25 protein-coding genes are annotated in these 24322 nt (G+C 68.5%); 11 read left to right on the top strand and 14 right to left on the bottom strand.

Features of this window, described 5'->3' with window-relative positions:
* Positions 1-51: 51 nt before the first annotated feature.
* Positions 52-234 (bottom strand): ribbon-helix-helix protein, CopG family, encoded by a 183-nt coding sequence (locus VHA82_RS22820; RefSeq protein ID WP_325547475.1) that lies wholly within the window; start codon positions 232-234, stop codon positions 52-54.
* Between the two features lie 220 nt (positions 235-454).
* Positions 455-910, bottom strand: coding sequence for a MarR family winged helix-turn-helix transcriptional regulator (locus tag VHA82_RS22815; protein ID WP_325547474.1), 456 nt, complete (start codon positions 908-910; stop codon positions 455-457).
* A 92-nt stretch (positions 911-1002) separates the two neighbouring features.
* Here VHA82_RS22815 and VHA82_RS22810 point away from each other — a divergent pair, with 92 nt between their 5' ends.
* A complete protein-coding gene (locus VHA82_RS22810) occupies positions 1003-1539 on the top strand; it encodes a PaaI family thioesterase (protein ID WP_325547473.1) in 537 nt (178 codons plus the stop codon).
* Between the two features lie 6 nt (positions 1540-1545).
* Here the strand turns inward: VHA82_RS22810 and VHA82_RS22805 are convergent, their stop codons facing one another.
* Positions 1546-3582 carry an amylo-alpha-1,6-glucosidase gene (locus tag VHA82_RS22805; protein ID WP_325547472.1) on the bottom strand — a complete coding sequence of 679 codons (2037 nt, stop codon included), beginning with the start codon at positions 3580-3582 and terminating at the stop codon, positions 1546-1548.
* Entirely contained in the window at positions 3575-5464 is a 1890-nt protein-coding gene (gene treZ, locus VHA82_RS22800) for a malto-oligosyltrehalose trehalohydrolase (RefSeq protein WP_325547471.1), read from the bottom strand. The genes VHA82_RS22805 and treZ overlap by 8 nt, the downstream gene beginning before the upstream one ends.
* Before the next feature lie 148 nt (positions 5465-5612).
* On the opposite strand from treZ, the gene gloA reads away from it, so the two are divergent.
* Positions 5613-6008, top strand: coding sequence for a lactoylglutathione lyase (gloA, locus tag VHA82_RS22795; RefSeq protein WP_325547470.1), 396 nt, complete (start codon positions 5613-5615; stop codon positions 6006-6008).
* Here the strand turns inward: gloA and VHA82_RS22790 are convergent.
* The 3 genes from VHA82_RS22790 to edd all read right to left on the bottom strand — a co-directional run bounded on the left by VHA82_RS22790 (position 5966) and on the right by edd (position 9418).
* Positions 5966-6853: an alpha/beta hydrolase gene (locus VHA82_RS22790; protein ID WP_325547469.1), complete on the bottom strand. Its 888-nt coding sequence runs from the start codon at positions 6851-6853 to the stop codon at positions 5966-5968. The two genes, gloA and VHA82_RS22790, sit on opposite strands and share 43 nt — an antisense overlap.
* 115 nt (positions 6854-6968) lie before the next feature.
* Positions 6969-7601 carry a bifunctional 4-hydroxy-2-oxoglutarate aldolase/2-dehydro-3-deoxy-phosphogluconate aldolase gene (gene eda, locus VHA82_RS22785; RefSeq protein ID WP_325547468.1) on the bottom strand — a complete coding sequence of 211 codons (633 nt, stop codon included), beginning with the start codon at positions 7599-7601 and terminating at the stop codon, positions 6969-6971.
* Positions 7592-9418 carry a phosphogluconate dehydratase gene (gene edd / locus VHA82_RS22780; RefSeq protein WP_414708688.1) on the bottom strand — a complete coding sequence of 609 codons (1827 nt, stop codon included), beginning with the start codon at positions 9416-9418 and terminating at the stop codon, positions 7592-7594. Before edd ends, eda begins: the two co-directional genes overlap by 10 nt.
* A gap of 82 nt (positions 9419-9500) precedes the next feature.
* Here edd and VHA82_RS22775 point away from each other — a divergent pair, with 82 nt between their 5' ends.
* Positions 9501-10088: a gamma-glutamylcyclotransferase gene (locus tag VHA82_RS22775; RefSeq protein WP_325547466.1), complete on the top strand. Its 588-nt coding sequence runs from the start codon at positions 9501-9503 to the stop codon at positions 10086-10088.
* Between the two features lie 38 nt (positions 10089-10126).
* On the opposite strand, the gene VHA82_RS22770 is transcribed toward VHA82_RS22775, so the two are convergent.
* From VHA82_RS22770 to VHA82_RS22755, 4 genes are all read right to left on the bottom strand, one after another.
* Positions 10127-10666 (bottom strand): DUF421 domain-containing protein, encoded by a 540-nt coding sequence (locus tag VHA82_RS22770; protein ID WP_325547465.1) that lies wholly within the window; start codon positions 10664-10666, stop codon positions 10127-10129.
* 92 nt (positions 10667-10758) lie between these two features.
* A complete protein-coding gene (locus VHA82_RS22765; RefSeq protein ID WP_325547464.1) occupies positions 10759-11289 on the bottom strand; it encodes a nucleotidyltransferase family protein in 531 nt (176 codons plus the stop codon).
* Positions 11286-13511: a xanthine dehydrogenase family protein molybdopterin-binding subunit gene (locus VHA82_RS22760; RefSeq protein WP_325547463.1), complete on the bottom strand. Its 2226-nt coding sequence runs from the start codon at positions 13509-13511 to the stop codon at positions 11286-11288. Before VHA82_RS22760 ends, VHA82_RS22765 begins: the two co-directional genes overlap by 4 nt.
* A 12-nt stretch (positions 13512-13523) precedes the next feature.
* Complete coding sequence (locus tag VHA82_RS22755; protein ID WP_325547462.1) at positions 13524-13982, bottom strand: (2Fe-2S)-binding protein; 459 nt, start codon at positions 13980-13982, stop codon at positions 13524-13526.
* Between the two features lie 85 nt (positions 13983-14067).
* On the opposite strand from VHA82_RS22755, the gene pdxH reads away from it, so the two are divergent.
* The 3 genes from pdxH (at position 14068) to VHA82_RS22740 (ending at position 15404) form a co-directional block, all read left to right on the top strand.
* Complete coding sequence (pdxH, locus tag VHA82_RS22750; RefSeq protein WP_325547461.1) at positions 14068-14724, top strand: pyridoxamine 5'-phosphate oxidase; 657 nt, start codon at positions 14068-14070, stop codon at positions 14722-14724.
* A 132-nt stretch (positions 14725-14856) separates the two neighbouring features.
* Entirely contained in the window at positions 14857-15018 is a 162-nt protein-coding gene (locus VHA82_RS22745; RefSeq protein WP_325547460.1) for an AbrB/MazE/SpoVT family DNA-binding domain-containing protein, read from the top strand.
* Positions 15015-15404, top strand: a complete 390-nt coding sequence (locus VHA82_RS22740; protein ID WP_325547459.1) for a type II toxin-antitoxin system death-on-curing family toxin — start codon at positions 15015-15017, stop codon at positions 15402-15404. Before VHA82_RS22745 ends, VHA82_RS22740 begins: the two co-directional genes overlap by 4 nt.
* 26 nt (positions 15405-15430) lie before the next feature.
* Here the strand turns inward: VHA82_RS22740 and VHA82_RS22735 are convergent, their stop codons facing one another.
* The 3 genes from VHA82_RS22735 to msrA are packed head-to-tail and all read right to left on the bottom strand — an operon-like array spanning position 15431 to position 17985.
* Entirely contained in the window at positions 15431-16750 is a 1320-nt protein-coding gene (locus tag VHA82_RS22735; RefSeq protein ID WP_325547458.1) for an ABC transporter permease, read from the bottom strand.
* Positions 16747-17406, bottom strand: coding sequence for an ABC transporter ATP-binding protein (locus tag VHA82_RS22730; protein ID WP_325547457.1), 660 nt, complete (start codon positions 17404-17406; stop codon positions 16747-16749). Before VHA82_RS22730 ends, VHA82_RS22735 begins: the two co-directional genes overlap by 4 nt.
* 42 nt (positions 17407-17448) lie before the next feature.
* A complete protein-coding gene (msrA, locus tag VHA82_RS22725; protein WP_325547456.1) occupies positions 17449-17985 on the bottom strand; it encodes a peptide-methionine (S)-S-oxide reductase MsrA in 537 nt (178 codons plus the stop codon).
* A 119-nt stretch (positions 17986-18104) separates the two neighbouring features.
* Here msrA and VHA82_RS22720 point away from each other — a divergent pair, with 119 nt between their 5' ends.
* From VHA82_RS22720 to VHA82_RS22700, 5 genes are read left to right on the top strand one after another with little or no spacing between them, the layout of a single operon-like run.
* Positions 18105-18809, top strand: coding sequence for a TetR/AcrR family transcriptional regulator (locus VHA82_RS22720; protein WP_325547455.1), 705 nt, complete (start codon positions 18105-18107; stop codon positions 18807-18809).
* On the top strand, positions 18806-19999 hold the full coding sequence (locus VHA82_RS22715; protein WP_325547454.1) for an efflux RND transporter periplasmic adaptor subunit: 1194 nt from the start codon (positions 18806-18808) through the stop codon (positions 19997-19999). The genes VHA82_RS22720 and VHA82_RS22715 overlap by 4 nt, the downstream gene beginning before the upstream one ends.
* Before the next feature lies 1 nt (position 20000).
* Complete coding sequence (locus VHA82_RS22710; RefSeq protein ID WP_325547453.1) at positions 20001-23240, top strand: efflux RND transporter permease subunit; 3240 nt, start codon at positions 20001-20003, stop codon at positions 23238-23240.
* Positions 23241-23262: 22 nt separating this feature from the next.
* The gene (locus VHA82_RS22705; protein ID WP_325547452.1) at positions 23263-23952 is read left to right on the top strand and encodes a protein-L-isoaspartate O-methyltransferase; all 690 of its coding nucleotides are present in this window, start codon (positions 23263-23265) and stop codon (positions 23950-23952) included.
* A 23-nt stretch (positions 23953-23975) separates the two neighbouring features.
* Positions 23976-24320, top strand: a complete 345-nt coding sequence (locus VHA82_RS22700) for a rhodanese-like domain-containing protein (protein ID WP_325547451.1) — start codon at positions 23976-23978, stop codon at positions 24318-24320.
* Positions 24321-24322: the final 2 nt, after the last annotated feature.

The raw sequence follows: 24322 nt of genomic DNA, 5'->3' as shown, positions 1-24322 counted from the left end.
GAGTGTAACGGTTTCGGCTCCCCCCGGGGCCGGGCCGCCGCGGGCGGCCGTCTAGGAGCCCGTCTTCTTCTCGAGTGCGGGCGTGTATTCGATTCCATGCTTCACCAGGTACTCCTTGATGAGCTGGCGCACCATCTGCGACGCGGTGATGTCCTGCGATGCGCAAAGACGTTCGAAAGCCTTCTTCTTCTCGGCGTCGATGAGTACGGTGAGGCGGGCGGGTTTCTCTTCCATTCAGGCGCTCATGCTGGACTTGAACATGATAATACTCTGCGCCTGTCATGTGCTTTTCATGGTAGTACGAACGCGTCGACCCGGATCGGACAGACTCAGCGGCCCGCGCGGGAAGTTGACTCGGCCGCGCGTAGGCCGAGAGCAACGCTGAGCTTGGGGTGCGCTCGCGCCGCGGCGCGCCGCGCAAGCCCAGGCGTGCGCACGCGACGCGGTGCGCGGATTACTCGCCGCGAGCCGATTCGGGAAGGTCGCCGAGCAATTCCATGCACTTGTCGAGCAGCGCGTGCAGCTCCACCACGCGGCGCGCGCCGAGTGTCGCGTTCACCCGTTCCTGCGCGGCGCGCCAGCGGCGCTGCGCCTCCTGGCGCTTGTGCCGCCCGCTCTGCGTCACGGCCACGAGGCGGCTGCGCGCATCGGGCCCCGGCCCCATCTCGATCAAGCCGCCGTCGATCAGCGGACGCAGATTGCGCGTGAGAGTCGAAGGCTGAATCTTCATTTCGCGGGCGAGATCGACGCAGCGCACGGGCCCGAGCTTCGCCACGTACGACAGCAGCGAGTACTGCGTGCCCTTCAGGCCCGTGCAGCCGACCTCGGCGTCGTAGAGCTGGGCGACACGGCGCATGAGCTGGCGCAGCTTGAGGTTGGTGCACCCCTGCGGCTTGACAGCGGTATCCATAGCGACTATTGTAGCTGCAATCATTGCAGATACAAGTAATTCGGATGGCGATGCCGGTCGGATGGCGTCGCGACGCGACAGGAGAAGGCACGATGGATTCGGACAACGAGCTGCGGCGCTGGCTCGCTCAGGAGCGTGAAGTGCAGACCCGCATCGATGCGGGGGCGGGTTGCGGCGTGTCGCGGCCCGAGCAGGTGGCCGGCAGGAGCGGCATCGAGACGATGCGCATGATGCTGCGAGGCGAGCTGCCCTATCCGCCCATCGCGCGCACGCTCGACTTCCAGCTGATGGAAGTGGGCGAGGGCCTGGCGGTGTTCCAGGGCCGGCCCGGTCCGCAGCACCTGAATCCGATGGGCGGCATCCACGGCGGCTGGTATGCGACGCTGCTCGATTCGGCGCTCGGCTGCGCCGTGCACACGATGATGCCCGCCGGGCGCGCCTACACGACGGCGGAACTGAGCGTGAACCTCGTGAAGGCGATCCCCCTCGGGCTGGAGCGCGTGCGCGCGCAGGGCAAGGTCGTGCATTGCGGCCGCCAGCTCGCCACGGCCGAGGCGCGTCTCACGGGGCCCGATGGAACGCTTTACGCGCACGGCACGACGACGTGCCTCGTCTTCGAACCGAAGTGAGCTCGGCTAGCGAGCGGTCTTTACGAGAATGCGAAGCGCCTCCGCCACGCTCCACGCCTGCGCCACGCAGCCGCGGGGCGTGTAGGGCTCCTCGGCATCGAAGATCTCGCTGATCGAGCCGATGCACGCCTCGCGCAGATGCGCGGCGAAACCATCCACCAGATGGCGCACGCCCTGCACGTCGCGCGGATGCACCTTCAGCCACGCGTCGGCGAAAGGCCCCGCGAGCCAGCCCCAGACCGTGCCCTGGTGATACGCCGCGTCGCGCGCGCGCAGGTCGCCGTCGTAGCGCGGCTTGTAGTCGGGGTGTCCGGGCGCGAGCGACCGCAGCCCCACGGGGGTCACGAGCTTGTGCCACGCGGCATCCAGGACGCTTACCCAATGCTCGGGGTCGAGCACCGCATGCGGCAGCGAGATCGCCAGCACCATGTTGGGCCGCACGGCATCGTCGTCGCCGTGCTCGCCGTCCACGACATCGAAGAGCGCGCCCGTGCGCGGGTTCCAGAAGCGCGCGTTGAAGCTCTGGCGCAGGCGCTGCGCGTGCGCGGCCATCTCGTCGCTGCGCGCGTCGCCCTCCTCGGCGAGCCAGCGCTGCATGAGGCAAAGCGCGTTGTAGAAGAGCGCGTTCAGCTCCACCGCCTTGCCGCGCCGGGGCGTCACCACCCAGCCGTCCACCTTCGCATCCATCCACGTGAGCTGGTAGCCCTCCGCGCCCTGGCGCAGCAGGCCGTCGCGCGGGTCCACGCCGATGCCGAAACGCGTGCCGCGCAGATGGTGCTCCACGATCGAGACGAATGTCGGCAGCGCCTGGCGCAGCGTGAGCCGGTCGCCCGTCACCGCGACGTAGCGGTCCATCGCGTGGAAGAACCAGAGCGTCGCATCGGCGGTGTGGTACAGGCCCTCGTTCTGTCCTTCGGGGAACATGTTGGGGATGAGGCCGTCGCGCACGTAGTGGCGAAACGTGCGCAGGATGTAGCCGGCTTCCGCATGCCGGCCCGTGCAGAGCGTGAGGCCCTCCAGGCTGATCATGGTGTCGCGGCCCCAGTCGGTGAACCAGTGATAGCCGGCGATCACGGTGCGCGCATCGTCGCCTTCGGCGCGCGCCCTCGCGGCATCCGCCTGCCGGCTGAAGGGGTAGATGATGAACTGATCGGCCGCGAGCACGAGTTCCGCGGCCACGCCTTCGCGCGCGGCGGGGTGCGCCTGCTGCAGCAGGCGCTCGCGCCGTCCGATCTCCGCGCCGACCGCTTCGCGCGGCGTGAGCGCGAGGATCGTGTCCCAGGGCTCCGTCGATGCGACGAGCGTGCACTCCTCCCCGCGCCGGAGCTCCATGTCGAAGCGGCCCGGGCTCCACACGGGCCCGCGGTTGTCGTAGCCGCGCGCGGCCTCGACTCGGTAGAAGAACTCGCTCACGCGACCGCCGTCGAGCACGAACTCGGAGTTGTGGCCGTGCATGAGAAAGCGCAGCGGCGGCAGTTGCGAGTCGCCGAGTAGCCGCACCTCGTAGCGCGCGCCGATCGCCTCGACCTGGTACTCGCCGACCGGCTGCGAGACGTTGCCTTCGTGCGGGCGGAAGTTCATCCGCGGCCGAAGCGTGAGGCGCGCGCCGCCGTCGCCTTCGATCATCCGGTAGCTCACGTGCGCCGTGTTCTGCCGATGCGGCAGCACGACGCGCTTTTCGAGAACGGCGGCCCCGACCTGGAACCGCCACACGGGCAGGCCCATCTCCATGCGGAATTCGCTGAGCACCTCCGGCAGGTCGTACGGCGCGTCGGTGCGCTCCTCGCCCGTGAGCCGCACGAGGCGGCCGTCGGCCAGATGCAGGTATTCGGCGATGTGGCTGAGCATCACGATGCGCCCGAGCGGCGTGGGCAGCGCCGCGACCAGCAAGCCGTGGTAGCGCCGCGTGCACACGCCGCCGACCGATCCCGAGGCGTATCCGCCCAGGCCGTTCGTGACGAGCCATTCGCGCGTGAGCAGGCGTTCGGGCTCCTGCGCCCCGGGGCCCGGCCACGGCATGGTACTGAGCGGAAAGCTAGGCATCCTTGTCCTTCCATTCGGCCGGCGCGAGCACCGCGAGCGCATGCGGGGGCAAGCGCCACGACGACTCGACGTCGAGCTCGGCCATGCCCGAGCCGCCATAGCGCGGGTCTTCGGTGCTCAAGAGGATTCGCCAGCGCGCCGCGCTCGGCGGCGCGAGCAGCGGCTCGGGTGCGGGCACGAGCGGCAGCGTCGCGCCCAGGTTCACGACGAGGAGCCGGTCGTCTCCCGCGTCGCCGAGATAGCGCAGCACGAACGCCTCGGGCCCGAGCACCGCGCCGTGCAGCCGCGTGCCGTCCTGCGCGGCGAACACGCGGTCTTCGCGCCTCAGGCGCAGCAAGTCGCGATGCAAGGCGAGCAGCTCGGCGTGCCCGGCGCGTTCGCGCTCGCTGTGATCGAGGATGCATCGCTCGAAGGTGGATGCGTCGCTCGGCACGCTCACGAGTGCCGCGCCCGCCTCGCTTGCGACATCGGTGAACTGCGCGAGAAATTCCCCGCGGCCCTTTTGCACGAGCGCATCGAGCTCCTCGCCGTGCTTCGCGAAGAAGAGAAAGGGAGCCGTCGCGCCCCACTCCTGGCCCTGGAAGAGCAGCGGCGTGCCCGGCCCGAGCAGCAGGAGCGCGGTGAGCGCGCGCAGCCGCCCGGGCGTCGTGCGCTCGCGCAGGCGCGAGCCGCGCGCGCTGTTGGCCACCTGGTCGTGGTTCTCCAGGAAATCGATGAACGCGCGCGAAGGCAGATCGAGCGCGCCGCTGCCGCGCCGCTGGCTTTGCCACGCGTAGTACTGGCCCTGGTAGAGAAAGCCCCACTTCAACGCCGAGATGAGCTCCTGCGGCGTTCCGCGCGTCTCGCTCAGATACGCCTCGCTGTAGCCGGTGGCCGCCACGAGGGCACTGTGGTGGAAGTCGTCGTTCCAGAGGGCATCGATGCCCCAGCCCCCCTGCGCGGGAGGCCTCGCGATGTGCGCGTGCTGCGGCTCGTTCTCGGCGGTGAGGTAGATCTTCTTCCTGCGCGCCGCGGCGCGGGCGGCCTGCGCGATGTCGGCGACGATGTGCCGCGGGCTCCTGTCTTGCAGCGCCTGCGTCGCATCGAGCCTGAGGCCGTCGAAGTGGAATTCGCCGATCCAGTACGCCGCGTTCGCCGTGAAGAACTCGCGCACGGGCGCGCTGGAAGGGCCGTCGAAATTGATCGCGTCGCCCCACTCGTTGCGCTTGCCGCCGGTGAGGTAGTGGCTCGAGAATCGCGCGAGGTAGTTGCCGCTCGGCCCGAAGTGGTTGTAGACCACGTCGAGGATCACGCCCAGCCCCACCGCGTGCGCGCGGTCGACGAAGCGGCGCAGCTCGTCGGGGCGGCCGTAGAGGTGCGTGGGCGCGAAGAGGTCGACTCCGTCGTAGCCCCAGCCGAACGGCCCGTCGAATTCGTTCACGGGCATGAGCTCGATGACTGTGGCGCCGAGCTCCTTCAGATAGGGCAAGTGCTGCTCGGCCGCGGCATAGCTGCCCTCGGGCGTGAAGGTGCCCACGTGCAGCTCGTAGACGACCTGGCGCTGCGGCGCAAGCCCGGGCCATGCCGCGTCGCTCCAGCTGAAACTCGCGGGATCGATCACTTCCGAAGGCCCGTGCGGCCCTTCGGGCTGGAAGCGCGATGCCGGGTCGGGATACGAGTCGCCGCCGTCGAGACGAAAACGGTAGCGCATGCCGGCTTGCGCATCGCGCACGAGCGCGTGAAAGTAGCCGCCCTCTTGCGCTTCCATCGCGACGGCGGCGCGCCCCCCGGCTTCGTCGACCACCTCGACGCTGCGCGCCTCGGGCGCCCACACGCGGAAATGCACGCCCTCGTCGCCGAAGCATTCGGCGCCGATGGGCAAGCGGCGCCGCACATGCGCCACGCTACCTCCGGACTGTTGGCCGAGTCCCGCCATCGCGGAACTATCGCGGGTTTGCGCGGCGCCTCGCGTAGGCGGATTCCGACTTCTCGCCACGGGTGTCCATGGATGAGCGCCGCGCACGGGCCGCGGGCGCACCATAATCGGGGTCATGCGACTCCTCCACACGATGATCCGCGTCGGCGACCTCGAGCGTTCGATCGACTTCTACACCCGGGTGCTCGGCATGCGGCTGCTGCGCACGACCGAGCGGCCGGATCAGAACTATTCGCTGGCCTTCGTGGGCTACGGGAGCAACCCCGAGCATGCGGAGATCGAGCTCACCTACAACCACGGGGTGGACAAGTACGAGATGGGCAACGCCTTCGGCCATCTCGCCATCGGCATGCCCGATGTCCACGCCGCGTGCGAACGCATTCGCTCATCGGGCGGCAACGTGACGCGCGAGCCCGGGCCGGTGAAAGGCGGCACGACCGTGATCGCGTTCGTGACCGATCCGGACGGCTACAAGATCGAGCTGATCCAGCGGTCCACCGACTCGGTGTAGTCCCCAGGCGTCCCGAGCAGGGCGTTGATGTCGTGGTGCGTGAGGTCGCGCGGCATCACGTCGACACGGTCGGCGAGCGCTTCGGCCCTGCGCTTGAACGATTCCGCCTCGGGGCAAGGCGCGGCGCGCTTGCTGGAGCAGACAGCCAGCAACGGTGGCGCCCCGGCTGCGAGATTGGCAAGCGGCGACACCGCCCGCCAGAACGCCGGGTCCGAGCCGAACGCCTCGTCGTGAAGCCGCGCATGGCGGGCCTGCATCGTGGCTTCCACATCCAGCGCGCCGCTGTCGAGGCTCACCGTGCCGCGCCACGGTCGCGCTCCGCGTTGAGCGGCGAACGAGGGATTCGCACCCAGCAGCGCGACGAGATGGCCTCCTGCCGAATGACCCAGGATCACGAAGCGCGACGGCTCCGCGCCCCATGACGCGGCCTGCTTCTGCGCGGCCGCGAGCGCGGCCGCGACGTCCTCGGCCTGCTGAAGCGGATTCGCCTTCGGCAGCAGGCGGTTGTTGACGGAGACGAACACGAAGCCGCGCGCGAGCCAGTGCTTCGCCTTGTTCACGACGACGTCCGCGCTTGCCTTGTCGCCGAACTTCCATGCGCCGCCGTGCACCATGAAGATCACCGGACCGCTGGGCTTCGGCGGCAGGTAGACATCGAAGCGCTGCGCCGGGTCGGCGCCGTAGGCGACGTCGCGCAGGACGCGCGTGCCCGTCATCTCCCCGGCCGTGCGTTCGGCCTGGCGCTGCATGATGCGGTCGCGCAGCGGCCCGGACAGCGCGACGGTGGATGCAAGCGCGATGGCGACCGCCAGCACGGGGGCGATCGTTGCGCGTGGGCTTCTCATGCGGCGGGAGTGTAGTCACGCCTCATGAACGGCGTGCAAAGAATGGTGAACCGCAGGAATCCGGCGCAATTCGACCGGCTCCCTTGTTCAGGAGCAACGCGTCCGCGAGGCGGATTCAGCGCAGCGCGCGTGCCTCGGCCGCGAGCTGCGTGATGCGCTTCCAGTCGCCCGATGCGATCGCCTCCGCGGGGGTGAGCCAAGACCCTCCCACACACACGACATTCGAAAGCGAAAGAAACTCCCGCGCATTCGACATGTCGATCCCGCCCGTTGGACAGAACTTCACGTCGGCGAAGGGCCCCTGCCACGCCTTCAGCAGCCGTGCGCCGCCCGCCTGCATCGCCGGGAAGAACTTGAGCGATGTGTAGCCGTCTTCCTGCGCCGCCATGATCTCGCTGCCGGTCGCGACACCGGGCAGCAGCGCGAGTCCGGATTCGGCGCACGCCTTGCCCACCGCATGCGTGTAGCCCGGGCTCACGCCGAACCGCGCGCCCGCGAGCGCGGCCGCCTGCGCGTCGGCCGCGCTGCGGATCGTGCCGGCGCCGACCACCGCTTCGGGCACATCCTTCGCGATCGCCTCGATGCAGGCGAGCGCCGCAGGCGTGCGCAGCGTCACCTCCAGCATGCGGATGCCGCCCGCCACGAGCGCGCGAGCGATCGGCACCGCATGCGCGACGTCGTCGAGCACGATGACCGGAATCACCGGCGCGTCCTGCATCACTTCGAGCGCGCTCGGCTTCAAAGCCATGTGCAGGCTCCCTCCTCCGCGGCGAGCGCGTTGCGCCGCATGCCCGAGAACAGCTCGCGGCCGAGTCCGTGCGCATTCGACTCCACAAGATGCGAAGGCATCGCGTCGACCGTGCGCGCGGCCCATTCCTCGGCGGGCAGCAGCACATCGAGCCTGCCGTTTGCCGCATCGAGACGCACACGGTCGCCGTCGCGCAGCTTCGCGAGCGGCCCGAGCGCGGCCGCTTCGGGCGACACGTGAATCGCGGCCGGCACCTTGCCCGACGCGCCGCTCATGCGGCCGTCGGTGACGAGCGCCACGCGAAAGCCCTTGCCCTGCAGTACGGCCAGCGGCGGCGTGAGCTTGTGCAGCTCGGGCATGCCATTGGCCCTCGGGCCCTGCCAGCGCACGACGCACACGACGTCGCGCTCCAGCTCGCCCGCCTTGAAGGCAGCAAGCAGCGCTTCCTGGCTATCGAAAAGGCGCGCGGGCGCTTCGATCACGTGGCGGTCGTCCGGCACGGCGGAGACCTTGATCACACTGCGTCCGAGGTTGCCTGTGAGAAGGCGCAGTCCGCCGGTGGGTGAGAAGGGGTCGGAGACGGGGCGGACGACCTGCAGGTCCCCCGATGCGCCGATGTCGTGCCAGGCGATGCCCTCACCCTCGCCCGCGGCCGAGCGCGTGTACTCGCGCAAGCCGCCCTCGCGCACCGTGAGCGCGTCCTCGTGCATCAATCCCGCATCGAGCAGTTCGCGGATGACGTAGCCGGGCCCGCCCGCGGCCTGGAAGTGATTCACGTCGGCCAGGCCGTTCGGGTAGACGCGCGCGAGCAGCGGCACGACGTGGGAGAGCTGGTCGAAATCGTTCCAGTCGATCGACATCCCGGCGGCGCGCGCGACGGCGACCCAATGGATCAGGTGATTCGTCGAGCCGCCGGTGGCCAGGAGCGCGGCCATCGCATTCACGATGCTGCGTTCGTCCACGAGCCGGCCGATGGGCGTGAAGCGGCGCCCCCTCACGATGCCGAGCACGGTGCGCACCGCTTCCCGGGTGAGCGCTTCGCGCAGCGGCAGCTGGGGCTGCACGAACGCGGCGCCCGGCACGTGCAGCCCCATCGCCTCCATCAGCATCTGGTTGCTGTTGGCCGTGCCGTAGAACGTGCACGTGCCCTGGGTGTGATAGGCCTTCGATTCCGCTTCGAGCAGCGCATCGCGCCCCACCAGGCCCTGGGCGGCCTGCTCGCGCACCTTGGCTTTGTCGCTGTTGGAAAGCCCGCTCGGCATGGGGCCGCCCGGCACGAAGACAGTGGGCAGATGGCCGAAATGGAGCGCGCCGATCAACAGGCCCGGCACGATCTTGTCGCAGATGCCGAGCATGAGCGCGCCATCGAACACGTCGTGCGTGAGCCCCACGGCCGTGGCGAGCGCGATGGTGTCGCGCGAGAAGAGGCTCATCTCCATGCCGGAGGTGCCCTGCGTCACGCCGTCGCACATCGCGGGCACGCCGCTCGCGACCTGGGCCGTCGCGCCGCGGCGGCGCGCCTCGTCCTTGACGATCGCGGGATACGCGCCGTAAGGCGCGTGCGCGGAGAGCATGTCGTTGTACGAATTGACGATCGCGATGTTGGCGACGTGTTCGGCGACGATGCGCAGCTTATCGTTCTCGGGCAAGCCCGCGAAAGCGTGGGCCACGTTGGCGCAGCCGAGCCGCTCTTCGCCGCGTGGGCGGGACGCGAGCTGGTCCACGCGCTTCAGGTAGGCGGCGCGGGACTCGGCGCTGCGCTTGCGGATGCGTTCGGTGACGGATTCGACGACGGGGTTCAGGTTCACGCCTTTCATCGTACGCCGCCGCGCGGCCGCGCGGGAAACGAACCGATTACGAATCCGCACGGCCGTCGCGGGAAACGGTAGAGTCATGTTCATGAGCGAATTGCCCAAGCCGCTGCGCGACCCGGCAGCCCTGCTCGAGAAGGCGCTCGCCGAGTGGGGCGGCCACGAGGACCTCTGGGTCTTCGCGTACGGCTCGCTCATCTGGCGGCCGGACTTCGACTACGTCGAGCGCCGCCCCGCGCGAGTTCATGGCTGGCACCGCGCGCTCAAGATGTGGAGCCGGATCAACCGCGGCACGCCCGAGCGGCCGGGACTCGTCTTCGGCATGCTCTCGGGCGGCTGCTGCCGCGGCATGGTGTATCGCATTCCCAAGGCGGTGGGCGCCGAAACGCTCGCCATGCTGTGGCTGCGCGAGATGAAGCTCGCCGTCTATGACGCGCGCTGGCTGCCGGCCGAGACGCCGCTCGGAACGGTGAGCGCGCTCGCCTTCACGCTGTCGCGCAGAAGCCCGAGCCACACGGGCGAGCTGAGCGAAGCGGAATATCGCAGGATATTCAACGAAGCCCGCGGGATCTACGGCACGACCCTCGACTACGCGCACCGCACGCACGAGGAGCTGAAGCGGCACAACATCCGCGACCGGCACCTGGAAAGGCTGCTGAAGCTGCTGGAGCGATAGGCGCTCGATGCGGCGTCCGACGCGGCGTCCGATGCCGGTTAGCCGGCGCTGCCGCCCGCCGGCCCGTCCTTGCCGGGGACCTGCCGCTCGCGCCCGCCCGGCTTGCGCTCGATCACCGAGAACTTCCCGTCGCTTTCGAGGTAGGCCTCGCGCACGTCCGCGATCGATGCGATGCCCGCCTCGCGCAGTTGCGAGTGCAGATCGTCCAGCGTGAGGAACTCCCGGCGCAGGTTTCGCGCGATGACCTTGCCGTCCCGGATGAGAATGAGCGGCGGTGCCTGCAGGAGGGTCCGCACGAGCGCGCTGCGGTAGCTCGCGACGTCCAGCAGATAGTTCCATCCCGCGAGCGTGCCGATCAGCACCATCGCTTCCGAAACGGTGTCGTACCCCCCGGACATGCCGTTTTGCGACGCATCGGCAACGATGACGATGAACAGCACGTCGGACACGTTGAGCGAGCCCAGGTCGCGCCGCAGCACGAAGCGGAAGGTAAGCAGCAGCGCCCAGTAGATGAGCGTTCCGCGAAGTACAAGTTCCAGCGGCGAGGTATCGAGCGCAAAGAGATCGGACACCGTCATCCGTTTCGCTTGTACCGGTGCCAGCGCGCGCGGCGTGTCAGCCTCGTGTGTCGCACTTCTGTCGGCCCGGGCCGACAGCGCGAACTGCCGTGTCAGCGCTTCAGCAACGACTGCGCCGCCGCGAGCTGCTCCACGGTATCGATGTCGGTCACGATGCCGGCATCGTCGAGCTCCAGCGTCACGGGAACATGCGCCAGCACGATCGAGGCGGCGCCTTCGGCCCCGGTGAGTGCCGCCAACGCGTCACCGAAGGACGATCCGAACGCGACCGGATGCCCGCGCAGGCCGCGGTGAAACGGCACGACGATCGCGTCGTCGCGCAGCGCCTGCGCGACACGCCGAAGGCTTTCGGGCTTCACGAGCGGCAAGTCGCCCGGCAGCACGAGCCACCCCGCGGCATCGCGCGTCGCGCGCACCGCCGCGGCAATCGAATCGCCCATGCCTTCGTGGCCCGCGTCTTCGACGTGCCAACGCAAGCCGCTCGCGCGCACGGCGTCCAGCGTGTGTTCGAGCACGGCCTTGCCCGCGAGCAGCGCCTTCAGCTTGGAGCCGGTGCCGCCGGATGCGATGAAGCGCTCGCCTCGTCCCGAGGCGAGCACCAGCACGACCGGCTCGACGTTCACGCGAGCTTGAACGGCAACTCGCGCGGCGTGCGCCCGGTGAGCCGCGCGATCGCGTTCGCGAAGGCCGGCGCCAGCGGCGGCAGGCCCGGTTCGCCCATGCCCGTCGGCGGCTCGGCGCTCGGCACGATGTGCACGGCGATCCGCGGCATGTCGCCGATCCGCGCGACGCTGTACTCGTGGAAGTTGCTCTGCTCCACCACGCCGTCCTTCAGCGTGATGGCCGCACCCGGCAGGCAAGTGCCCAGGCCCATCAGCGCCGCGCCCTGCACCTGCGCCTCCACCGACAGCGGATTCACGGCGAAGTTGCAGTGCACGCCCGCCGTCACGTTGTGCAGCTTCGGCACACCCTTCGTCACCGAGGCTTCGACCACGTACGCCACGACGGAATCGAACGACTCGTGCACCGCGACGCCCCACGCACGCCCCGCGGGCAACGCGCGATGCCCGTAGCCCGACTTGTCCACGGCGAGCTGCAATGCCGCCTTGTGACGCGCGTGCCTGTCGCCGAACATCTTCATGCGCCACGCGACCGGGTCCTGCCGCGCCGTGCGGGCGACTTCATCGATCAGCGTCTCCATCACGTACGCCGTGTGCGTGGAGCCCACGCTGCGCCACCAGAGCACGGGCACGTTCACCTGCGGCTGATGCACGACGAGGCGCATCGGCACGTCGTACGGCTCGCGCATGCCTTCCACCAGCGTGCGGTCGATGCCTTTTTCGACCATCATTTCCTCGAAGGGCGTGCCCTTCAGGATCGACTGGCCGACGATCACGTGGTCCCACGCGACGATGCGGCCGTCGGCATCGAAGGCGATGTCGGCGCGGTGCACGTGCATCGGCCGGTAGTAGCCGCCGCGGATGTCGTCCTCGCGGCTCCAGAGCGTGCGCACCGGCGCGTTCACGCCGGCGGCGCGCGCGGCCTTCGCCACCTGGCAGGCCTCCACGACATAGTCGCTGGTCGGGATCGCGCGGCGGCCGAAGCCGCCGCCGGCCATCTGCGTGTTCACCTTCACCGCCTGCGGGGGCACGCCGAGCGTGCGCGACGCCGCCATCGCGTCGAGTCCCGGCATCTGCGTGCCCATCCAGAGTTCCGCGCCCTGGCCGTCGTACGCCACGGTGCAGTTGAGCGGCTCCATCGGCGCGTGCGCGAGGTACGGGAAGACGAATTCCGCGCTGATGCGATGCGCCGCGCCCGCGAGCTTCGACATGTCGGCGTCGTACTTCACGAGCCCGGGCTGCTTCGCGAGTTCGCGGTAGTCGGCGAGCTGCTTCGCGCTGTCGACCTTCTCCACGCCGGAGGTGTCCCATTCGATCCTGAGCGCATCGCGCGCCGTCTTCGCGGGCCAGTAGCCGTCGGCCACCACCGCGACCGCTTCCCCGCCGCGATCCGCGGGAATCCGCAGCACCGCTTTCACGCCTTTCACGGCGCGCGCCGCGCCATCGTCCAGCGACTTCACCTTCGCACCGAACACGGCCGGATGCGCCACCACGGCGGTGAGCATGCCCGGCAGCCGCAGGTCGATGCCGTAGGATTGCCCGCCGCTCGACTTCGCGCGGGCATCGAGGCGCCCCGTGGGCTTGCCGACGATGCGAAACTGCTTCGCGTCCTTCAGCGTCACTGTCTGCGGCACCGGCTGCTTCATCGCGGCTTCGGCGAGTTCGCCGTAGCCCGCGCGGCGCCCGCCCGGGCCGATGACGAATCCATTGTCCGTGCGAAGCTCGCCGGGCGCCACGCCCCACTGCGCCGCCGCCGCGGAGACGAGCATCGCCCGCGTGCGCGCGCCGAGCTCGCGGTACTGCATGAACGAGTTGTGGATGGAGTTCGAGCCGCCCGTGAGGTGCACGCCGAAGATCGGGTCGACGTACGCGGGATCGGCCGAGCCGTGGACGCTGCGCACCTTCGACCAGTCGGCATCGAGCTCTTCGGCGAGCAGCATCGGCAGGCCCGTCTGCACGCCCTGGCCGAAGTCGAGGCGGTTGATCGTGACCGTGACGATGCCGTCCGGTGCGATGCGAACGAAGGCCGACGGTTGCTGTGTCGGCTTCAAGCCGGATGGTGCCAAAGCCTGCTGCTGTTGCGCGGCGGCCATCAGGGGAAATGCGCCGAGCGCGAAGCCCGACGCGCCCGTGAGCTTCAGGAAGTCGCGGCGGTCGAGGCCGCTGTCGCGTGCGCGTGCCTGCAGGAGCTTCGGCAGTTCGATCGAAGTGGGTTCGAAGTGCATGGCGTGTCCTCCTCAGGCGAGCCGCCCGGCGGCATCCTTGATCGCGGCACGAATGCGCGCGTAGGTGCCGCAGCGGCAGATGTTGCCGGCCATGGCCGCATCGATCTGCGCGTCGGTCGGCCTGCGGTTGGACTTCAGCAGCGCCGTGGCGCTCATCACCTGGCCGCTCTGGCAGTAGCCGCACTGCGCGACGTCGTGCTTCACCCACGCGTCCTGCACCGCGCGGCCGACACGGTCGGAGGAAAGGGATTCGATGGTCGTGATCTTCTGGCCCGCGGCCGCGGAAACCGGCGTCACGCAGCTGCGGATGGGCTGGCCGTTCATGTGCACCGTGCAGGCGCCGCACTGCGCCATGCCGCAGCCGAACTTGGTGCCGGTCATGCCCAGCGTGTCGCGCAGGGCCCAGAGGATGGGGGTGGATGGGTCGACGTCGAGCGCGACGTCCCGTCCGTTGACGTTCAGGGTGACCATGGAACGATCCCTTCCTTTCGTTGTCGTGTGGGCGAGCGCAACTGTAGGCGGTGAAGTGTTAGGCGGCGATGAGACAATCCCTGACATGAGCACGACTTCCGGGGCATCCGAGCGGATTGCGCAACTGCGCAAGTCCTACGAACGCGCCGAGCTGAGCGAGGAAGCCTCGCACGCCGACCCGCTGCGGCAGTTCGACCAGTGGCTCGCCGAGGCGATGGCCAGCGAAGTTCCGGAGCCGAACGCGATGACGCTCGCCACCGTCGCGGGCAACCTGCGGCCGAGCACGCGCGTCGTGCTGCTGAAGGGCTATGACGCGCGCGGCATCGTCTGGTACACGAACTACGAGAGTCGCAAGGGCGTCGAGCTTTCGGGCAATCCGTTCGCCGCGCTGCAGTTCCACTGGGTGGAGCTGGAGCGGGTCGTGCGCATCGAAGGCCGCGTGGAGAAGGCAAGCGCGGAAGAAAGCGATGCCTATTTCGCGACGCGTCCCCTCGATTCGCGCATCGGCGCGTGGGCAAGCCCCCAGAGCCAGGTGATCGCGAGCCGCTCGGTGCTCGTGGCGAACGCCGCGAAATACGGTGCGCAATTCATGCTGAAGCCGCCTCGTCCGCCGCATTGGGGGGGCTTTCGGCTCGTGCCGGACCGGTGGGAGTTCTGGCAGGGGCGCAAGAGCCGGCTGCATGACCGGCTCAGGTATTCGCTGGTGCAGGCAGCGTGGATACGCGAGCGGCTGGCGCCATAGGAAAGATGAGGTGGCCGCAGCGGCCAACCCGGAGTATTATTACAGACGTAATAACCGTTCGGGCCGATCATGCACAAGTTGAAGTTCATTCAGATAGGGAACTCCGTGGGCGCGATTTTTCCGAAGGACTTGATGGCCAAGCACGACTTCGAAAAGGGCGACGAGTTCTACGTGACTGATTCGCCGGATGGAATGCGAATCACGAAGCACAATCCCGAGTTCGAGCGGCAGATGCGCGCGGCGCGCGAGATCATGAAGCGCCGGCGTGCGGTGCTGCGTGAGCTCGCGAAGTGAAGCGCTGGGTCTGGCTGCAACAGGAAGTCATTCTCGCCGTTCACGAAGCCCAGCTTGCCGAGCATGGGGGCGGCACGGGCACGCGCGACCCCAGCCTGATCGAGTCGGCGCTGGTGCGCGCCGAGAATCTCCACGCCTACGGAGAACCGGATTTCGCGGACCTCGCGGCTGCATATGGTTTCGGCCTCTCGCGAAACCATCCCTTCGTCGATGGGAACAAGCGGACCGCATTCGTGGCGACCGAACTATTCCTGTCGTTGAACGGATACGTTCTCGCGGCCGAAGATTCGGATGCGGTGCTCACCATGCTGGCGGTGGCGGCCGGAGACATCACGGAGGCTGAATTCGCCTCGTGGATCCGGTCGCGCAGCGTCGAAATCGCATGACGGAATGGACGGATGGACTCACATCGCTACCGCACGTTCAGCATCGTCGCCGCGTCCAGCCGGTAGGCGCTGATCGCCGGCGTGAGCGCGGCAATCAGTGCGGTGACGAGCGCCGCGAAAGGAATCCACGCTTCGGCGGCCACCCATTGCGCGCCCGTGACGGGCAGCGATTGCTGCGCCTGCAGCAGATAGCCGACGATGGCCGTGAGGCCGTGGCCGAGCGCGAGCCCGAGGATCGACGCGAGCAACGCCAGCCAGAAGGCTTCGCACAGCAGCAGCACGCTCACCTTCGTGGGCGTCGCGCCCAGCATGCGCAGCATCGCCAGGTCCATGCGGCGTTCCCGCACCGCGTTCCACAGCGCGACGAACACCGATAGCGCGGCCGTGAGCAGGAGCACCGCGCCGAGACCGCGCAGCACTTCGGTTCCCACGCCCATGAGGCGCAGCACCCGGTCCACTTCGACGCGCGGCGAAGCCGCCTGCATCGTGGTTTGCGTGTTGACGTAGCGCACGAACCCGGCAGCGGCCTGCGCGGACTTGTAGGTGACGAGCGCGGCTGTCACTTCGGGCTGCGGCTGCTCGGGCTTTTCCTCGCTGCCTGCCGCACCGGCATCGACAGCGGATGCGGCGGCAAGCGGCGCGGACGCGGCGGCATCGGGCGCCGAGGCCGCGGCCGGGGGCGCCATGGAGAACGACGGCGCGAGCCGCAGACCCGGCTTCGCCTCGGGCTTTTTCTCGTGCAATCGCCACACCGACTCCACGGTCGTGAGGATGAGGCGATCGAGCACGCAGTTGCACGGCGCGAGCACACCCATCACCTCGAACGGGGCTTCGTCGTGCGTGTCGCCCGTGGCGGAAAAGCCGTGGACGGCGCTGAACTTCGCGCCGGGCTGCATGCCCGTGGCCTTGGCGACCTCCGCGCCGATCACGGCATGCATCGACCGCCGCCAGAGCTCGCCTTGCGCGACGCGCACGCGGTAGTGGTCGAGATAGGCCGCCGTCGTCCCGACCAGGCGATAGCCGCGATAGCTGTCGCCGAGCGCCAGCGGAATGACGCGCTCGAGCTGCGGCAGCGCGGCGAGCTTCTGCACTTGCGCGAGCGGCACGTTGCCCGGCGGCACGTCGATCTGGAACACCGCCGCCATGATGAGCTGCAGCGGACTGCCCTTCGCGCCCACCACCGCATCGATGCCCGCGAGGTCGCGGTCGAACGCGCGATTGACCTGATGGCTCACGAGCACGACGAACGTGATCGATGCGAGGCCGAGCGTGAGCAGAAGGAGGTTCAGCAAGGCCGCGAGCGGGCGCGACCACAGATAGCGAAAGGCGAGCGCGATCGATTTCATGAGAGCGCCGCCGCCTGCCGGCGGGCCATGAGGTGCACCACCGCCGCAGGAAAGGCCTGCTGCACGCGCGCATCGTGCGTCGCGATCACGAGCGTCGCGTTGCATTGCGTGGCGCAGTCGCGCAGCAGCTTCAGGCCGATGGCCGCCGATTCGTCGTCGAGACTCGCGGTGGGTTCGTCGGCGAGGATGACCTTGGGCTCCATGAGGATGGTGCGTGCGAGCGCGACGCGCTGCAACTGCCCGCCGGAGAGCTGCGAGGGCCGGCGCTGCGCGAGTTCGCGCACGCCGAGCGCCATGAGCGCGCGCCGGATCGTGGCGAGGTTCTCGGGCACGCCGGCGGCGAAGTACGACAGCGCGAGGTTGCGCTCGACCGACATCGCATCGCTCAGGTGCAGCTTCTGCGGCAAAAAGCCGATCGTGCGCGCGCGCCAGGCATCGCGCTTGCCATGGGAGAGTTTCGACAGCGGCTGGTTCGCGACCACCACTTCGCCCGCCGCGGGCGTGAGCAGTCCGGCGGCGAGCGCGAGCCAGGTGGATTTGCCGGAACCCGACTTCCCCTGCAGCAGCAGCACCCCGCCTTGCCGGACGTCGACGTCGTAGAAGGAAAGAACGGGGCCGGCGGGGTATTCGTAGCGCAGGGCTCTGGTTTCGATCACGGCGTGAAGTCTAAGGCGTGATCGGCGCGGCCGCCCGCCGTCTCACGCTTTCGCAAGCTCCTGGAATGTCTTGCGAAACTTCTCCACCTTCGGCGCCGCCACGGCCACGCAATAGCCCTGGAACGGATTTTTCTCGAAGAAGTCCTGGTGGTACTCCTCGGCGGGCCAGTAGTTCGCAAGCGGCTGCACTTCGGTCACGATCGGGCGCGCATACACCTTGTCGCGCGCAAGCTCCGAAATGATGGCCTCGGCCTCGCGCTTCTGCGCCTCGGTCGTGTAGTAGATGCCGCCGCGGTACTGCGTGCCGGTGTCGTTGCCCTGCCGGTTCAACTGCGTCGGGTCGTGCACGGTGAAGAAGATTTCCAGGATCTGGCGCACGCTGATGCGCTCGGGGTCGTATTGCAGCTTCACGACTTCCGCATGGCCCGTTGTGCCGCTGCACACTTGCTCGTAGCTCGGATGCGGCACGCGGCCGTTGCTGTAGCCGGACTCCACGTCGACAATGCCGCGGACTTCCTTGAAGACGGCCTCGGTGCACCAGAAGCAGCCGCCGCCAAGCACGATGGATTCGGTGGTCACGTTCGTTTCTCCTGAATCGGGGATGAACTGTAGTCGCTCGGGGCACGGCGGGCTTACCGGTCTTGACTCGACCATGACCGCTCCGCTACATTACTAACCAGTCAGTCATTAATAATTTCATGTCGTCCTTCTCGCCCATTCTCGGCAAGTCCGGCGCCTCGCCTCGCGGCGACGAGACTCAGGCCAAGCGCGAACGCCGCAAGCAGGCGCGGCCCGGCGAACTGCTCGATGCCGCGCTCGACCTGTTCGTCGAAAAGGGCTTCGCCGCCACCCGGGCGGAGGAAGTCGCCGCGCGCGCGGGCGTCTCGAAGGGGACGCTCTTTCTCTATTTCCCGAGCAAGGAAGAATTGTTCAAGGCCGTGGTCCGCGAGAACATCTCGGGACGCTTCGCCGAATGGAACGAGGAATTCGCCTCCTTCGAAGGCAGCACGGCCGACATGGTGCGCTACTGCTTCCGGGTCTGGTGGGAGCGCATCGGCAACACGCGCGCATCGGGCATCACCAAGCTCATCATCAGCGAGGCGCGCAATTTCCCGGACATCACCGCGTTCTATCAGCAGGAAGTGATCCGCCCCGGCAACGAGCTGATCCGCCGCATCCTGCGGCGCGGCGTGGAAAGCGGCGAATTCCGCGAGCTGGACGTCGACCACGCGATCTACAGCATCATCGCGCCGATGGTCTACCTCGTGATGGTGAAGCATTCGCTCGCGCCCTGCGTGCCGCAGGAGTACGCGTTCGACCCCGAACGCTATCTGCAATCGCAGGCCGACATCGTCCTGCGCGGGATGTGTGCCGCGGCCGGCAACGGCGCGAAGACGCAATGAAGCGCATCCACTGGCGTTGGGCGATCGCAGCGCTCGTGCTGCTCCTCGCCGCCGCGGGCGCGATGCGCGTGCTCTCCGCGCGCCGGGCGCAACAGGCCCTGCAGGCGAGCGCCGCCGAGCATCGGCAGCAAGTCGTCGTGGAGCTCGCCTCCAGCGACGTCGTCCAGGCGCAGCCGCGCGAGCTGACCCAGGGCCTGCCGATCTCCGGTTCGCTGAAGGCCGTGAACTCCGCTGTCGTGAAGGCGCGCATCGCGGGTGAATTGCTCGGCCTCACGGTGCGCGAAGGCGACCCCGTCACGGCCGGCCAGGTGATCGCGCGCGTGGAGGAAACGGAAAGCCGCGCCCGGCTGAAGCAGGCGCAGGAACAGGCGGATTCGGCCAAGGCGCAGATCGAGATCGCGCAGCGCCAGTGGGACAACAACAAGGCGCTCGTCGACCAGGGCTTCATTTCGAAGACCGCGCTCGACACGTCGTGGAACAACTTCGTCTCCGCGCAGGCGAACCACCAGGCCGCGCTCGCGGCGGTGGAGGTGGCGCGAAAGGCGCTGGACGACACGGTCCTGCGCGCGCCGATCGCGGGAATCGTGTCGCAACGCCTCGCGCAATCCGGCGAGCGCATCGCCATCGACGGCAAGGTGGTCGAGATCGTGGATCTGAGCCGCCTCGAGCTGGAAGCCACGCTCTCGGCCACCGATTCGATGGACGTGCGCATCGGGCAGGATGCCGTGCTGCAGGTCGAAGGCAGCGCGCAACCGGTGGCAGCGAGGGTGGTTCGCATCAATCCCAGCGCGCAGGCGGGCAGCCGCAGCGTGGTGGCGTATCTCGCGATTGCGCCCGTGCCCGGCCTGCGGCACGGCCTCTTCGCGCAAGGCACGCTCGCGACCGGCCGCGCCAATGCGCTCGCGGTGCCGCTGGCCGCCGTGCGCACGGACAAGCCTTCGCCTTACGTGCAGGTCGTGGAAAACGGCAAGGTCGTGCACAAGGCGGTGGAAGCCGGCGCGCGCGGAGAAGCCGACGGGCAGACGTGGGTCGCGGTGAGCGGCTTGCCTGCCGGTGCGGTGGTGATCCGGGGACACGTGGGGCCGCTGCGCGAAGGCACGAACGTGAAGTTCACGCAGGCCGTGCCGTACGCGCCGTCCCCGCCTCTGCCCGCCCCCGGCGCCGGAGGCGGCAGGAGACCCAGTCCGTAGCATGTGGTTCACCCGCGTCAGCCTGAAAAACCCCGTCTTCGCCACGATGGTGATGCTGGCCATCGTCGTGCTCGGACTCTTTTCCTATTCGCGGCTGAATGTCGACCAGTTCCCGAACATCGACTTTCCGGTGGTCGTCGTCATCACCGAATACCCCGGCGCCTCGCCGGAAGTGGTGGAAAGCGAAGTCTCGAAGAACATCGAGGAAGCGGTCAACTCGATCGCCGGCATCAACGCCCTCACCTCGCGCAGCTACGAGGGCCAGTCGGTCGTCGTGATCGAGTTCCAGCTCTACGTGGACGGGCGCAAGGCCGCCGAAGACGTGCGGGAGAAAGTGGCTTCGGTCAAGCCCACCTTCCGCACCGAGGTGAAGGAGCCGCGCGTCGTGCGCTTCGATCCCGCCGCGAAGGCGATCTGGTCGGTGGCCGTGCTGCCGGACGCCTCGCGGGGCAAGCCGATGAACCCGGTGGAACTCACCAACTGGGCCGACCAGGTCCTGCGCAAGCGCCTGGAAAACGTGCGCGGCGTCGGCTCGGTGAATCTCGTGGGCGGCACCAAGCGGGAAATCGACATCTACCTGAATCCGATCGCGATGGAAGCGTTCGGCGTGACCGCGGACCAGGTCGTGGCCGCCGTGCGCAACGAAAACCAGGACCTTCCGCTCGGCTCGATCCGCTCGACCGCGCAGGACCGCACGGTGCGGATCGACGCGCGCGTGGGCCGGCCGGAGCAGTTCGGCGACATCATCGTGACGCGCAAGGCCGCCGCGGGCGCCGGCGCCGCGGGCGCTGGCGCGGCGGTGCGCGTGAGCCAGGTCGCGCGCGTTTCCGACGGCGCCCAGGAAATCGACAGCCTCGCGCTCTACAACGGCGAGCGCACGCTCCTCATCACGGTGCAGAAGTCGCAGGACGAGAACACCATCGCGGTCATCGACGGTTTGAAGCAGACCGTGGCCGACATGCGGGCCGAACTGCCCGCGGGCCTGCGCCTGGAGGAAGTCACCGATGCCTCGCGGCCGATCCGCGTTTCGGTGCAAAACGTGCAGCGCACGCTCGTCGAAGGCGCCGCGCTCACCGTGCTCATCGTGTTTCTCTTCCTGAATTCGTGGCGCTCGACCGTCATCACGGGGCTCACGCTGCCCATCGCGCTCATCGGCACGTTCCTGCTCATGTACGCGTTCGGCTTCACCGTCAACATGGTGACGCTCATGGCGCTGTCGCTGTGCGTGGGGCTCCTCATCGACGACGCGATCGTCGTGCGCGAGAACATCGTGCGCCACGTGCAGATGGGCAAGCCCCCGTACGCCGCCGCGCTCGACGGCACCAACGAGATCGGCCTCGCGGTGCTCGCCACCACGTTTTCCATCGTGGCCGTGTTCCTGCCGATCGGCTTCATGGGCGGCATCATCGGCAAGTTCTTCCATCAGTTCGGCGTGACGATCGTGGGCGCGGTGCTGATCTCGATGTTCGTGAGCTTCACGCTCGATCCGATGCTCTCTTCGGTGTGGCACGACCCCGAGATCGGCAAGCACGGCAAGCCGCGCGAACGCGTCACCCTGTACGAGCGGACCATCGGCCGCGTGACGGGCTGGTTCGACCGCGCGACCGAGCGCTCGATCGACGCCTACCAGGCGATCCTGCGGTGGTCGCTCGCGCACAAGCTCACGACGCTCGGTGTGGCGGGCGCGATCTTCGTGCTCTCGATCGCGATGACGAAGCTGCTCGGCACCGAGTTCGTCCCCAAGGCGGACTACTCGGAGATGAGCATCAACTTCTACACGCCCGTGGGCTCGTCGCTGGAAGTGACGCAAGCCAAGGCACGGCAGGTCGAAGCGATCGTGCGCGAGTTTCCCGAGGTGCGCTACACGCTCTCGACCATCAACACCGCCGGCTCGGGCAAGATCTACGGCTCGGTCTACGTGCGCCTTGCCGACCGCAAGGACCGCGTGCGCAACGTCGATCAGATGTCGGCCATCGTGCGCGAACGGCTGCAGCGAGTCCCCGGCATGACCGTCACGCACGTCGGCTTGCTCGACGCGGTGGGCGGCAACAAGCAGATCGAGTTCTCGCTGCAGGGGCCGGACCTGAAGGAGCTGGAGCGGCTTTCACGCCTCGTCATGGAACGCGTGCGCGGTATTCCCGGCCTGGTCGACCTCGACTCGAGCGTGAAGGCCGACCAGCCCGTGGTGCAGGTCGATGTGAAGCGCGACGCCGCCTCCGACCTCGGCCTGTCGGTCGCGCAGATCGCGGCTTCGATGCGCACGCTCGTGGCCGGGCAGACCGTGGGCAATTGGCGCGCGCCGGACGACCAGACCTACGACGTGAACGTGCGCCTTGCCCCCGAAGCGCGCGGCGCCCCGCAGGACCTGCAGCGCCTGCCGTTCGCGATGGGGACGAATGCCGATGGCAGCACGCGCATCGTGCGGCTGAACCAGGTGGCGACGATCCGCGAATCGACCGGGCCCAATCAGATCAACCGGCGCGACCTCACGCGCGAAGTCGCGATCAACGCGAACGCGGACGGCCGCGCGGCCGGCGACATCTCGAGCGACATCCGCGCGCAACTGGAGCAAGTGCATTTCCCGCCGGGCTACCGCTATTCCTTCAGCGGCTCGACGAAGAACATGGCCGAGTCGTTCGGCTACGCGGTTTCGGCGCTTGCGATGGCCGTGATCTTCATCTACATGATCCTCGCGAGCCAGTTCAAGAGCTTCCTGCAGCCGCTCGCGCTCATGACGTCGCTGCCGCTCACGCTGATCGGCGTGGTGCTCGCGCTGATGCTGTTCGGCTCGACGCTGTCGATGTTCTCCATCATCGGCATCGTGATGCTGATGGGGCTCGTCACCAAGAACGCGATCCTGCTCGTGGACTTCGCCAACCGGGCCCGCGAGGGCGCGGTGGGCCCCGACGGCACGCGCGAGCCGGGCATGGAACGTTCGCAGGCGCTGCTGCACGCGGCCAGGGTGCGGCTGCGCCCGATCCTCATGACCACGCTCGCGATGATCTTCGGCATGGTGCCGCTTGCTTTCGCGCTCACGGAAGGCTCCGAGCAGCGCGCCCCGATGGGCCAGGCAGTGATCGGCGGCGTGATCACGTCGTCGCTGCTCACGCTCGTGGTTGTGCCGGTCGTCTACTGCTATCTGGACGACTTCGCGCAGTGGCTGCGACGCAAACCGAAGACTGCGTCCGGCGGGGCGGGCGGGCAGGCCGTGCCCGCTTCTAGAATGGATGGTTTGTCCTGACCCCGCCCGAAGAAAACCCGCCATGAACGCCGCACTCGATTTGGCTCGCGCCCGCTTCAACATGATCGAACAGCAGATCCGCCCCTGGGACGTGCTGGATCTGGAAATCCTCGCCCTGCTCGACGAAGTGAAGCGCGAGGAGTTCGTGCCGGCCGAGCATCGCGCGCTCGCTTTCGTCGACATGCAGATCCCGCTTGCGGGCTCGGCCGCGGAGGCGATCGAAAGCGGCCAATGCATGCTCGAGCCCAAGGTGGAAGCGCGCATCGTGCAGGACGTTCATCTGAAGCGCAACGAGAAGGTGCTGGAAGTCGGCGCCGGCTCCGGGTACATGGCCGCGCTCATGGGGCGGCGCGCCGAGCGCGTGATCTCGCTCGAAATCGAGCCGCGGCTCGTGCAGATGGCACGCGGCAATCTCGCGCGGGCGGGCATCGCCAACGTGGAAGTGCGCGAAGCCGACGGCTCGGCGGGACTCGCCGCCGAGGGCCCCTTCGACGTGATCGTGCTGTCCGGGTCGGTGGCCGAAGTGCCGCAGGCGATCCTCGCGCAACTGAAGGTGGGCGGGCGCCTCGCCGCGATCGTGGGGGAAGAGCCGGTGATGCGCGCGACTTTCGTGACGCGCGCGAGCGAGGCGGGCTGGACCACGAGCCAGCCGTGGGACACGGCGGCGCCGCGCCTGCGCAATTTCCCCGAGCCCTCGCGCTTTCGCTTCTGAAGGAAGACGAGGAAACAAAGACGATGCTCGTTCAAGTGCGCCCCAGCGAACTCCAGGACTGGCTCGCATCGCTCGGCCCGCACGCTGCCACGGCGCTTTTGCTGGACGTGCGCGAGCCCTGGGAGGTGCAGGCCGCGAGCGTGGCGCCTTCGGGCTTCGAGCTGGCGACGGTGCCGATGAACCGGGTTGCCGCGTGGGTGGCGCAGATCGACCCCGAGCGTCCCGTGGCGTGCCTGTGCCACCACGGGACGCGCAGCCTGCGCGTGGCGATGTTCCTCGCGCAAAGCGGCTTCGAGCGGGTCGCCAACGTGGCGGGCGGCATCGATGCCTGGAGCCAGGAGCTGGATGCGGGCGTGCCGCGCTACTGAAG

Origin of the sequence: Ramlibacter sp., from assembly GCF_035548915.1 — a bacterium.
Lineage (GTDB): Bacteria > Pseudomonadota > Gammaproteobacteria > Burkholderiales > Burkholderiaceae_C > Ramlibacter.
The sequence above is the reverse complement of the archived record's forward strand: the minus strand, read 5'-3'. Positions and strand labels throughout refer to the sequence as shown.